At 62.2% G+C, this 13370-nt stretch carries 6 protein-coding genes; all 6 read left to right on the top strand.

The window, feature by feature from the left end; translation table 11 throughout:
• The first annotated feature begins 340 nt into the window (after positions 1–340).
• A complete protein-coding gene (gene rpoB / locus C3E77_RS11825) occupies positions 341–3832 on the top strand; it encodes a DNA-directed RNA polymerase subunit beta (protein WP_108391818.1) in 3492 nt (1163 codons plus the stop codon).
• Positions 3833–3877: 45 nt separating this feature from the next.
• Positions 3878–7759, top strand: a complete 3882-nt coding sequence (locus C3E77_RS11820) for a DNA-directed RNA polymerase subunit beta' (protein ID WP_108391817.1) — start codon at positions 3878–3880, stop codon at positions 7757–7759.
• Positions 7760–7969: 210 nt separating this feature from the next.
• On the top strand, positions 7970–8695 hold the full coding sequence (locus tag C3E77_RS11810) for a hypothetical protein (RefSeq protein ID WP_162924997.1): 726 nt from the start codon (positions 7970–7972) through the stop codon (positions 8693–8695).
• 135 nt (positions 8696–8830) lie between these two features.
• Entirely contained in the window at positions 8831–10501 is a 1671-nt protein-coding gene (locus C3E77_RS11805; RefSeq protein WP_108393308.1) for a GspE/PulE family protein, read from the top strand.
• Positions 10502–10578: 77 nt separating this feature from the next.
• Positions 10579–12114 (top strand): type IV pilus twitching motility protein PilT, encoded by a 1536-nt coding sequence (locus C3E77_RS11800; protein ID WP_269467311.1) that lies wholly within the window; start codon positions 10579–10581, stop codon positions 12112–12114.
• Positions 12115–13344 carry a type II secretion system F family protein gene (locus C3E77_RS11795; RefSeq protein ID WP_158270298.1) on the top strand — a complete coding sequence of 410 codons (1230 nt, stop codon included), beginning with the start codon at positions 12115–12117 and terminating at the stop codon, positions 13342–13344.
• Positions 13345–13370: the final 26 nt, after the last annotated feature.

Raw genomic sequence — 13370 nt, 5'->3', positions numbered from 1 at the left:
CTGGACAAGTTCTGTGAATCAGCGAACCGAACGAGCGGGCGGTTGAGGACCGTTCCATGCCGTCAGTGCACGCCATTCCGGGGTTCCTGACCGGCGGGATCAGCGGCAGGCGGTCTTTATACCGCAGCGACGGATGTCAGTCAAGGCGAAGCACTGGACAGCGGAGTTAGGAAGACATATAGTAGACCTTTGCGCTCCCAGACGTTTCCATGCCTTCATATTGCGGTCGGCCCAAGTGTTTCTTTCTCAAGAAAGACGCACCATTTTTGATGGCGTCTGACGAGTTCTCCATTACTACCAGTAACTAGAGCCTGTACGAGGGCCCACGGAGGTTATTTCCTTGGCTGCTGCGCGCAACGCATCCACCAACTCACCCAAGAACGGCCGCGACGCATCGCGTCTGTCGTTCGCGAAGATCACCGACACCCTGACGGTTCCGGATCTGCTTGCTTTGCAGACCGAGAGCTTCGACTGGCTCGTGGGCAACGACGTGTGGAAAGCACGCGTCGATGAAGCCACAAAGGCCGGCCGACAGGACCTGCCGACTCACTCCGGCCTCGACGAGATCTTCGAGGAGATCTCTCCCATCGAGGACCTCGGCGAGACGATGCAGCTGAGCTTCACCAGCCCCTTCCTGGAGCCGGAGAAGTACTCGATCGATGAGTGCAAGGAGCGTGGCAAGACCTACGCTGCTCCGCTCTACGTCGAGGCCGAGTTCATGAACCACCTCACCGGTGAGATCAAGACTCAGACCGTGTTCATGGGCGACTTCCCGCTCATGACCGAAAAGGGCACCTTCATCATCAACGGCACCGAGCGTGTCGTTGTGTCGCAGCTCGTCCGCAGCCCGGGTGTGTACTTCGACCGCAACCAGGAGAAGACATCCGACAAGGACATCTTCTCCGCTCGCATCATCCCGAGCCGCGGTGCATGGCTCGAGTTCGAGATCGACAAGCGCGACCAGGTCGGCGTTCGCATCGACCGCAAGCGCAAGCAGTCGGTCACCGTGTTCCTCAAGGCCCTCGGCCTGACCAGCGAAGACATCCTCGAGCAGTTCAAGGGCTTCGAGTCGATCGAGCTGACCCTCGAGAAGGACACCATCCTCACGAAGGAAGATGCGCTCCGCGACATCTACCGGAAGCTCCGTCCGGGAGAGCAGGTCGCCGCTGAGGCAGCCCGCGCACTCCTCGACAACTTCTACTTCAACTCCAAGCGCTACGACCTCGCCAAGGTCGGTCGCTACAAGATCAACAAGAAGCTTGGTCTTGAAGCACCGCTCAGCGACAGCGTCCTGACCGTCGACGACATCGTCGAGACGATCAAGTACCTCGTTCGCCTGCACTCGGGTGAGACCACCTTCACCGGTCTTCGCGATGGCAAGAAGGCTGAGATCCGCCTCGACATCGACGACATCGACAACTTCGGTAACCGTCGTATCCGCGCCGTCGGCGAGCTCATCCAGAACCAGGTCCGCACCGGTCTGTCCCGCATGGAGCGCGTCGTTCGCGAGCGCATGACCACGCAGGACATCGAAGCGATCACCCCGCAGACCCTGATCAACGTGCGCCCCGTCGTCGCCGCGATCAAGGAGTTCTTCGGTACGTCGCAGCTCTCGCAGTTCATGGACCAGAACAACCCGCTCGCTGGCCTCACCCACAAGCGTCGTCTCTCGGCGCTTGGCCCCGGTGGTCTGTCGCGTGAGCGTGCAGGTGTTGAGGTTCGAGACGTTCACCCGTCCCACTACGGCCGTATGTGCCCGATCGAGACGCCTGAAGGCCCGAACATCGGTCTGATCGGTTCGCTCGCATCGTTCGCTCGCATCAACGCGTTCGGTTTCATCGAGACCCCGTACCGTCGCGTTGTCGACGGACTCGTCACGAAGGACATCGACTACCTCACGGCGATGGAAGAGGACGACTACATCGTCGCCCAGGCCAACGCACCGTTGAACGACGATGGCCGCTTCACCGAGGACCGCGTCCTCGCCCGCCGCAAGGGTGGAGAGGTTGACCTCTTCCCCGCCGGCGAAATCGGCTACATGGATGTTTCGCCTCGCCAGATGGTTTCCGTCGCGACGAGCCTCATCCCGTTCCTCGAGCACGACGATGCAAACCGCGCACTCATGGGTGCCAACATGCAGCGCCAGGCTGTTCCGCTGCTTCGCTCGGAGTCGCCGATCGTCGGAACCGGTATGGAGGGCTACGCAGCCATCGACGCCGGTGACGTGATCACCGCCGAGAAGTCGGGTGTTGTCGCCGAGGTTTCCGCCGAGGTCGTCACCATCCAGCTCGACGAGGGTGGAACCCAGGAGTACTACCTCCGCAAGTTCGACCGCTCCAACCAGGGCACCAGCTTCAACAACCGCGTCATCGTCTCAGCGGGCGACCGCATCGAGGCCGGCGAGGTTATCGCTGATGGTCCAGCAACGGAGAACGGCGAGCTCGCACTCGGAAAGAACCTCCTCGTGGCATTCATGTCATGGGAGGGTCACAACTTCGAGGACGCGATCATCCTGAGCCAGAACCTGGTGAAGGACGACACCCTCTCCTCGATTCACATCGAGGAGTACGAGGTCGACTCTCGCGACACCAAGCTGGGTAAGGAAGAGATCACCCGTGACCTTCCGAACGTCAGCCCGGAGCTGCTGAAGGACCTCGACGAGCGCGGCATCATCCGCATCGGCGCCGAAGTTCGCCCCGGCGACATCCTCGTCGGAAAAGTCACGCCGAAGGGCGAGACCGAGCTTTCCGCCGAAGAGCGTCTGCTCCGTGCGATCTTCAACGAGAAGAGCCGCGAAGTTCGCGACACCTCGCTCAAGGTTCCCCACGGTGAGCGCGGCACGATCATCGCCGTCAAGGAGTTCAACTCCGAAGATGGCGACGACGAGCTCGGCTCGGGCGTCAACCGCCGCGTTGTCGTCTACATCGCCCAGAAGCGCAAGATCACCGAGGGTGACAAGCTCTCCGGTCGTCACGGCAACAAGGGTGTCATCTCGAAGATTCTGCCTGTCGAAGACATGCCGTTCCTCGAAGACGGAACCCCCGTCGACATCATCCTCAACCCGCTCGGTATCCCGGGTCGAATGAACTTCGGCCAGGTCCTCGAGCTTCACCTCGGCTGGATCGCTCAGCAGGGCTGGAAGGTTGAAGGCAAGCCGACGTGGGCGAAGAACCTGCCGGCAGAGGCACACAGTGCTCCCGCCGGAACCAAGGTTGCGACCCCCGTGTTCGACGGTGCTTCCGAGGAAGAGATCGCAGGTCTCCTCGACTCGACAACGGTCACCCGTGATGGCGACCGCCTCATCGGATCAAGCGGCAAGGCCCGCCTGTTCGATGGTCGCTCCGGTGAGCCGTTCCCGATGCCGATCTCGGTTGGCTACATGTACATCCTCAAGCTGCACCACCTCGTCGACGACAAGATCCACGCTCGTTCGACCGGACCGTACTCGATGATCACCCAGCAGCCGCTCGGTGGTAAGGCACAGTTCGGTGGACAGCGCTTCGGTGAGATGGAAGTGTGGGCGCTCGAAGCTTATGGAGCCGCTTACGCGCTCCAGGAGCTGCTGACGATCAAGTCCGATGACATCCTTGGCCGCGTCAAGGTGTACGAGGCCATCGTCAAGGGTGAGAACATCCAGGAGCCCGGCATCCCCGAGTCCTTCAAGGTTCTGATCAAGGAAATGCAGTCTCTCTGCCTGAACGTTGAGGTCTTGTCTGCTGACGGCACTGTCGTCAGCCTCAAAGACACCGACGACGACGCCTTCCGCGCTGCGGAAGAACTCGGAATCAACATTTCCTCCAGGTTCGAGTCCTCGTCAATCGACGAGATCTAAGCCTGGCCAACTGAAGACCTCAGAGAACTTTCTTTAGGAGAGAAATTGCTCGACGTAACAACTTTTGATGCGCTTCGCATTGGCCTGGCTACAGCCGACGACATTCGTCGTTGGTCGTACGGCGAGGTCAAGAAGCCTGAAACAATCAACTACCGCACCCTGAAGCCCGAGAAGGATGGTCTGTTCGGTGAACAGATCTTCGGCCCGAGCCGTGACTGGGAATGCTCCTGTGGCAAGTACAAGCGTGTCCGCTTCAAGGGCATCGTTTGTGAGCGCTGTGGAGTGGAAGTCACCAAGTCGTCCGTGCGCCGTGAGCGCATGGGTCACATTGAGCTGGCTGCCCCCGTCACCCACATCTGGTACTTCAAGGGCGTTCCCTCGCGCTTGGGCTACCTGCTCGACATGGCACCGAAGGACCTCGAAAAGGTCATCTACTTCGCGGCATACATGGTCATCTCCGTTGACGAGGAAGCTCGCCACGAAGACATGCCAGGCCTTGAGAACGAGATCCGTCTCGAAATCAAGACCCTCGGCGACCAGCGCGACACCCGCATTGCCGACCGTCTGAAGAAGCTTGAAGACGACCTCGCTGCCCTTGAGGCAGAAGGCGCCAAGGCTGACCAGAAGCGTCGCACCAAGGACGCCGCTGAGAAGGAGATGAGCCAGGCCCGCAAGTCGTACGACGAGCAGATCGCTCACCTCGAGCGTGTCTGGGATGACTTCCGCAGCCTGAAGGTCGGAGACCTGAAGCCTGAGGATGCCGTCTTCCACGAACTGCAGGACCGTTTCGGCCTGTACTTCGAGGCGTTCATGGGCGCAGAAGCGATCCAGAAGCGACTGCTGAGCTTCGACCTCGCGGCTGAGTCCGAGCTGCTGCACACGCAGATCGCCGAAGGCAAGGGTCAGAAGAAGATCCGCGCCATCAAGCGCCTCCGTGTCGTCAACTCGTTCCTCTCGACCGGCAACTCGCCGGCCGCGATGGTGCTCGAGGTTGTCCCGGTCATCCCGCCGGAACTGCGCCCGATGGTGCAGCTCGACGGTGGCCGCTTCGCGACATCCGACCTCAACGACCTCTACCGTCGTGTGATCAACCGCAACAACCGTCTGCGTCGACTGCTTGACCTCGGGGCCCCCGAGATCATCGTCAACAACGAGAAGCGCATGCTTCAGGAGGCTGTTGACGCTCTGTTCGACAACGGTCGCCGTGGTCGTCCGGTTACAGGAACGGGAAACCGTGCCCTCAAGTCCCTGAGCGACATGCTCAAGGGTAAGCAGGGTCGTTTCCGCCAGAACCTGCTCGGAAAGCGCGTTGACTACTCGGGTCGTTCGGTCATCATCGTTGGACCGCAGCTCAAGCTGCACCAGTGTGGTCTGCCGAAGCAGATGGCTCTCGAGCTGTTCAAGCCGTTCGTGATCAAGCGCCTGATCGACCTGAGCCACGCTCAGAACATCAAGGCAGCAAAGCGTATGGTCGAGCGCAGCCGTCCCGAGGTCTGGGACGTTCTCGAAGAGATCATCCGCGAGCGTCCGGTCATGCTGAACCGTGCACCAACGCTCCACCGCCTCGGAATCCAGGCGTTCGAACCTCAGCTCGTTGAGGGTAAGGCCATCCAGCTTCACCCTCTCGTCTGTGCTGCATTCAACGCTGACTTCGACGGTGACCAGATGGCTGTTCACCTGCCGCTCTCGGTTGAGGCGCAGGCTGAAGCTCGCATCCTGATGCTCGCATCGAACAACATCCTCAAGCCGTCTGACGGACGCCCGGTCACCCTGCCCACGCAGGACATGATCATCGGCCTGCACCACCTGACCACCCTCAAGGAGGGTGTCGCCGGTGAAGGTCGCGCGTTCTCGTCGATCGCGGAAGCAATTCTCGCGTTCGACCAGAAGTCACTCGACCTCAACGCCAAGGTGCGCATTCGTCTTCACGACATCACCTTTGCCAAGGGCGAGGGCCCAGAGGGCTACGAAGGTTCCGGAGTTGTACTCGTCGAGACCACACTCGGTCGCGCGCTGTTCAACGAAGCCCTTCCTGACGACTACCCGTACGTCGAAGCAGTTGCCGACAAGGGCCAGCTCTCCGCGATCGTCAATGACCTCGCAGAGCGTTACCCGAAGACAGTTGTGGCCGCGACCCTTGACAACATCAAGGACGCCGGTTTCCACTGGGCAACCCGCTCAGGCGTCACCGTTGCGCTCAGCGACGTTCTCACCCCGCCGAACAAGCGCGAGATCGTCATGGGCTACGAGAAGCTCGCCGCCAAGGTGCAGGGCCAGTTCGACAAGGGTCTGACCACCGACGCCGAGCGTCGTCAGGAGCTCATCAAGATCTGGACCGAGGCGACCGAAAAGGTTGCTGAGGCGATGCGCGCCAACTTCCCCGAGGACAACACGATCAACCGCATGGTGTCGTCTGGTGCTCGTGGTAACTGGTTGCAGATCCGCAACATTGCGGGTATGCGAGGCCTGGTGAACAACCCGAAGGGTGAGATCATCCCTCGCCCGATCATCTCGTCCTACCGCGAGGGCCTGTCGGTTGCTGAGTACTTCATCGCAACCCACGGTGCTCGTAAGGGACTTGCTGACACGGCGCTTCGTACGGCCGACTCGGGTTACCTCACACGTCGACTCGTCGACGTGTCGCAGGACGTCATCATCCGTGAAGAAGACTGTGGAACGACCAAGGGCCTCGAGCTCGCGATCGCCGCTGTCGACTCCACCGGAACCCTCGTCCGTGACGCCAACGTTGAGAACTCCGTGTTCGCTCGTTCGCTCGCTGCAGACGCCATCGACCCGAAGGGCACCGTTGTTGCGGAGGCCGGTTCGGACGTCGGAGACGTTCTCATCGACAAGCTCGTCGAGGCAGGTGTCGAGAGCATCAAGGTGCGCTCGGTCCTGACTTGCGAGTCCGCTGTCGGTGTCTGTGCAGCCTGCTACGGCCGTTCGCTCGCAACCGGAAAGCTCGTCGACATCGGAGAGGCCGTCGGCATCATCGCGGCCCAGTCGATCGGTGAGCCAGGAACGCAGCTCACGATGCGTACGTTCCACACCGGTGGTTCGGCATCAGCAGACGACATCACGCAGGGTCTTCCCCGCGTCCAGGAGCTCTTCGAGGCTCGTACCCCCAAGGGTGCGACGCCGATCGCTGAAGCTGCAGGCCGCGTCAACATCGAAGACACTGACCGTAGCCGCAAGATCATCCTCACGCCGGACAACGGTGACGAGCCAGTGATCTACCCGGTTCTCAAGCGCGCGACCCTCCTCATTGAAGATGGTCAGCACGTTGAGCTCGGTCAGCCTCTGCACCTCGGTGCCGTCGACCCGAAGGAAGTTCTCCGGGTTCTCGGTGTTCGCGAAGTTCAGAAGCACCTCGTTGGTGGCGTCCAGGGCGTTTACCGCTCGCAGGGTGTACCCATCCACGACAAGCACATCGAAGTCATCGTCCGCCAGATGCTCCGTAAGGTGACAGTGGTTGACCACGGTGACACAGGCCTCCTGCCTGGTGAGCTCGTCGACCGGATGAAGTACAACGAGCTGAACCGCGCTGCGCTGACCGAAGGCAAGAAGACGGCATCCGCTCGTCAGGAAGTCATGGGTATCACCAAGGCTTCTCTCGCGACCGAGTCGTGGCTCTCTGCCGCATCGTTCCAGGAGACGACCCGCGTTCTTACGCAGGCCGCCATGGAGGGCAAGAGCGACCCGCTTCTTGGCCTCAAGGAGAACGTCATCATCGGTAAGCTCATCCCGGCCGGAACCGGACTCGGAAAGTACCGCAACGTCACAGTTGAGGCAACTGACGAGGCCAAGGCCGAGCGTTACCCGAACCGTATCTTCGCAACGGATGGTGCATTCGATGAGGCCGACCTCGGCTTCGTTGACTTCGACACCTTCTCGAGTGACGATTTCACCCCCGGTACCTACAACTAGGTAACAGGCACGGTCGCTTCGGCGGCTGACGCGAAAGGCCCCGACTTTTGAGTCGGGGCCTTTCGTCGTTAACGGATGCCTCCGGCCGCATGAACGACGCACGCGACGGCATCCGTTGTGATGCGTGTCCGAATCGTGACCGGTCGTTGCGGAGTGAGGGGTCGGCTTCCCGATAGTTTGTGGGGGACCCTGCCTCGTGAAAGGACAGCCATGTCGGACCAGTTCGGGATCCCCGGTGATGAAACGCCCGTGTCGGTGGATGACGGGCGACGACGCCGGCGCCTTATCCTGTGGGTTTCGGTTGGGCTCGCGGTCGCCGTCGTAATTGCCCTGGTCGTGTTCTGGGCCACCCGTGGCGATGCGGGGACCGGCGGTGAGGCGTCACCGACGCCGACGGCGACAGCGACGGAGACGCCCACCGCGACCGCCACGCCGACTCCGAGCGTGACGCCTACGCCTACGCCGACGCCGACGGCAGAAGGCCCTGACGCGATCTCGCTGCCGTCGGAGTGTTCTGAGGTCTACAGCCCCACGTTCTTCGAGAGTCTCAACGTTTCCGGTATGCCGCTCAACGATGAAACCCTCGCGGGTACTCCTCCGACCAAGTCGGAGAAAGCGGAGTCGATTCGCGAATCCCTGCCATCCATCGACTGCGATTGGGGGGTGGCGAGCGAGGTCGGTATCGGGTCCGCCGTGAATATCGTCGACGAGGGTCAGCGTGCCGGGGCGATCGAAGCGCTCACCGCTGACGGTCATACCTGCGCGGACTGGATGGGTGGCACGCACTGCACGATCCTGTGGACCGACGACACGGGCGAATATGGCCCGGCGGGCGAGTCGCACTATTTCCGCGGGAACGGATGGGTCTCGACGCACTGGACCCAGGTTGAGATCGCGGGCTACACCGAGGACATTGTGGCGACCCTCTGGGGATAGCTCGCAGCGTCGACGACAACACGCGTCACGCGAACGGGGGCGGCGGAATCCCCAACGGGGGACTGTGGCCGATGCGACTGTGGCCTGTAACGTAACAAGGCTGCCAAGCCCTGACACGATCCGGAGGTGATCTTCGTGCCATCCATCATGGAGACGCTGATCCTCCAGGGGATCCTGCCGTTCGACCAGCTCGAGCGGGTCAGCCGCAACCAGGCCGACGACGAGGTTGCGCTCAGCGCGCTGCTCGAACAGAAGATGGTCACCCCGGTGCAACTCGCGCGGGCACGGGCAACGCAGGCCGGGATCGGCTTCGTCGAGCTGCTCGAGTACCCGGTCGACCGCACGGCCGTCGCCCTCGTTCCTGCCACGCTCTGCCGCCGCCACTCGGTGCTGCCGATCGGGCTCGTCGACGGTGTACTTCAACTCGCGATGGTCACGCCCGGTGATGTGTTCGCGATCGATGACGTACGCGCGGCAACCCATCTGCGGGTTGAGAAGGTGCAGGCGGAGCAGGGGGATCTCCTCGCCGCCATCGATCGGTACCTTCGTGCCGATGATGAGCTCAACGACCTGACGAGCACCCTCGAGGAGGAGTCAGCGCCACAGGATGCCGGACTCGGGCTCGCGGACAACGGCGACGACGATGCGCCGATCGTGCGGTTCGTCAACCTGCTCGTTTCGCAGGCGATCCAGGACAGCGCCTCCGATATTCACATCGAACCCGGCGAACACGAACTCCGGGTGCGATACCGCATCGACGGCGTGCTCCATGAGATGCAGAGCGCGCCCAAGAGCATCCAGAACGGTGTGATCTCGAGGCTCAAGATCATGAGCGAGATCGACATCGCCGAGCGGCGCAAGCCTCAGGACGGCCGGATGTCGGTGATGCACGGCGGGCGCAAGATCGACCTGCGCGTTGCGACACTGCCCACCGTGTGGGGCGAGAAAGTCGTCATGCGTATTCTCGACAACTCGAACACGAGCCTCGATCTGCGCGACCTGCAGCTGCTAGACCGAAACTTCGAGGCGTACAAGGCGTCGTACACGAAGCCGTACGGCATGATCCTCGTCACCGGTCCGACCGGTTCGGGAAAGTCGACGACGCTCTACTCAACGCTCAACACCGTGGCCCGGCCCGAGATCAACGTCATCACCGTTGAAGACCCCGTCGAGTACCGGATGGCTGGCATCAACCAGGTGCAGGTCAATCCCAAAGCCGGGCTCACCTTCGCGAGTGCGCTGAGGTCGATCCTGCGGTCAGACCCCGATGTGGTTCTGCTCGGCGAGATCCGTGACCATGAAACCGCGCAGATTGCGATCGAAGCGTCACTCACCGGCCACCTCGTGCTGTCGACCCTGCACACCAACGACGCGCCGAGTGCCGTCGTCCGGCTGACCGAGATGGACATCGAACCCTTCCTCGTCGGTTCTGCCCTCGACTGCGTCGTCGCCCAGCGACTCGCCCGTCGGCTCTGCGACCGGTGCAAGGCGCCGGCGGAGCACTCGGCCGATGACCTGCAGCGGATGAAGTTCCCGCAGGTCGAGGTAAGCAGGCGGATGCCGGGCATCTTCCGGCCCGTGGGCTGCAACCAGTGCTCGAACACCGGCTACCGCGGTCGCCTCGCGATCCACGAGGTCATGAGTATCTCGGAAGAGATCGAACGGATGGCCGTTGCCCGCGCCTCGAGTGCGGACATCGGGAGGGTGGCTCGTGAGCAGGGGATGCTCACGCTCCGCGAAGACGGGTACACCAAAGCGACCATGGGGCTCACGAGCCTCGAGGAGATCCTGCGGGTCGTCGTATAGCGACGCCGGCAGGGCCGGGGCGGCATGTGCCGGATCCGGGTATCACACAGCAGAAAGCACATTTGAGGGAGTGACGCTTGAGCGATCCAATCTATGAGATTCCGATCCTGCCACCTGGCGCGAACGTCGGCGGCTGGACCCCGGGAATCAAGCCGCGAACGGATGCCAGTACTGGTGTCCCCGCAGCGGCCACACCGGATCCTGCGCCCAGCAACGCGACCTCCGACTCGGACTCTACGGGCATCGACGTCTTTGACGAGCTCACGCCGCCTTTCGCGCCGCGCGCGGGGCTGCCGTTCAGTGATGCGTCTCCGTCCCTGTCTGCGTCCGGAGCCATGGCTACGCCGATTCCGCAGGCCGCCAAGCCGATGACGCGGAGTGAGGCCAACCGGATGGCCCAGGCCGCCGCAGCAGCGCGCGCCGAGCGAAACGGTGGTGAGCAGACCGCACCCCAGGCAGAAGCTGAGATCTCGCTCGCTGAGGCGCTCTCCGCTGTCGTCGCCCTCGGGGCATCCGACCTGCACATCACTGCCGACGCACCGCCGATGATCCGCGTCAACGGTGGGCTCACGCCGATCGACGGTGCAGCGCCATGGACGCGCGACAAGGTGACGGCGGAGCTTGCCGCCATCGTCACCGACAAGCAGCGCGAGACGTTCTACGAGCATCTCGAACTCGACTTCGCGCACACGCTCAGCGCGGAGAGCCGCTTCCGTGTGAACTACTACATGCAGCGAGGGGCGATCGGGGCGGCGTTCCGGTTGATCCCGACCGAGATCAAGCGCCTCAGCGACCTCGGAGTGCCTGACTCTGTGAGCCGTTTCGCGGCGTTGCCGCGCGGTCTGGTACTGGTAACCGGTCCGACCGGTTCGGGTAAGTCGACAACGCTTGCCGGGCTCATCGACCTCGTGAACCGCACCCGTGCCGACCACATCGTGACGGTCGAGGACCCGATCGAGTTCATGCACAAGAACCAGAAGTCGATCGTCAACCAGCGTGAAGTCGGTGCAGACACGCACAGCTTCGCGAACGCGCTCAAACACGTGCTGCGTCAGGACCCGGATGTCATCCTCATCGGTGAGCTTCGCGACCTCGAGACGATTTCGGTGGCGCTGACCGCTGCCGAGACCGGCCACCTCGTCTTCGCGACGCTGCACACGCAGGATGCCGCGCAGACGATCGACCGTGTGATCGACGTCTTCCCGTCGCACCAGCAGGACCAGGTGCGCACGCAGCTGTCCGGAGTGCTGCAGGGCGTCGTCTGTCAGACGCTCGTGCCGAAGGCGAGCGGATCGGGCCGCGTGGTCGCAACCGAGGTGATGGTCATTACGCCGGCGCTGTCGAATCTCATCCGCGAGGGCAAGACGTACCAGATCCTCTCGGCGATGCAGGCGGGTAAGGAACTCGGCATGCACACGATGGACCAGCACCTCGCTGAGCTCGTCAACGCGGGTCGGGTGACCCGTCAGGCCGCCGAGGCCAAGGCACACGACCCAGAGGGCTTCTCGCGGATGCTGAGCGGTGTTCAGTCGCCGACAGAGGCATCGACTCGCGCGATGCAGGCGTCTGACATCGATTTCGGCGATTCGTTCTCGAACAGGTTGGAGCGGTAAGTGCCAACCACCCTCGCCTATGCCTACAAGGGACGAGACGCAGCGGGCAAGATCGTCAAGGGCAAAGTCGAGGCATCGAGCGAGTCCGCCGTTGCGACGCGACTCCGCTCGATGGGACTCTCACCGGTCTCGATTGAGGCCGCTCCGGATGGCACGGGGCTGAGTACAGAGATCACCATCCCGGGGTTCTCGAAGGGCATCGGGCTCAAGGACCTCGCGATCATGAGCCGGCAGATGTCGACGATGGCCAGCGCGGGCCTGTCGCTCATGAAGACTCTGACGATCCTGGCGGATCAGACCGAGTCGAAGCCTCTGGCGAAGATCCTCGGCACCGTGCGCGACGACGTGGAGATCGGGTCGTCGCTGTCGGATGCCATGCGCAAGCACCACAAGGATTTCCCGCCGATCATGATCAACATGGTCAAGGCGGGGGAAACCGGCGGGTTCCTCGATAAGGCGCTCGACACTGTCGCGACGAACTTCGAGAAGGAAGCGGCGCTCAAGAACAGCATCAAGAGCGCCATGACCTACCCGGTGGTCGTTGTCGGGATGGTGGTTCTCGCGGTCGCGGGAATGCTCATCTTCATCGTGCCGGTGTTCAAGGACATGTTCGAAGGGATGGGTGGAACCCTGCCCCTGCCGACCCAGATCCTCGTCACGCTCTCCGAGCAAATGATCTGGCTCGGGCCATTGATCCTCGTACTCGCCATTGCCGGCACCGCGTGGTGGAAGTCGCACAAGAACGACGAGAGTGTGCGCAAGTTCCTCGACCCGCTGAAGCTCAAGATGCCGGTCTTCGGCCTGCTCATGAAGAAGCTGGCCGTTGCGAGATTTTCGCGCAACTTCGCAGACATGATCGGGGCTGGCGTGCCGATCCTGCAGTCGCTTCAGATCGTCGGTGAGACGTCCGGCAACTATGTCATCGAGGAGGCGCTCAAGAAGGTCTCGGATTCGGTGCGGCAGGGCAAGTCGATCGCGGGCCCGATGGCCGAGGAGGACGTCTTTCCGCCCATGGTCGTGCAGATGGTTGCCGTCGGCGAGGACTCCGGGGCGATGCAGCAGATGCTCGAGAAGATCGCTGAATTTTATGACCAGGAGGTGCAGACCATGACCGACAGCCTCACGTCGCTGATCGAGCCGCTGCTCATCGCCTTCCTCGGGATCGTCGTCGGCGGCATGATCGTCGCGCTGTACCTGCCCGTCTTCAACATCGCCACACTGATGCAATAACTGAGATTCACTCAGCTTAACGTGCA

It is taken from the genome of Mycetocola zhujimingii (assembly GCF_003065425.1).
In the GTDB taxonomy this organism is placed as follows: Bacteria; Actinomycetota; Actinomycetes; order Actinomycetales; family Microbacteriaceae; genus Mycetocola_A; species Mycetocola_A zhujimingii.
The sequence above is the reverse complement of the archived record's forward strand: the minus strand, read 5'-3'. Positions and strand labels throughout refer to the sequence as shown.

Excerpts from the sequence above, each read along its gene's own strand:
- C3E77_RS11810 (WP_162924997.1), top strand. The coding sequence starts at position 7,970 with ATGTCGGACCAGTTCGGGATCCCCGGTGATGAAACGCCCGTGTCGGTG.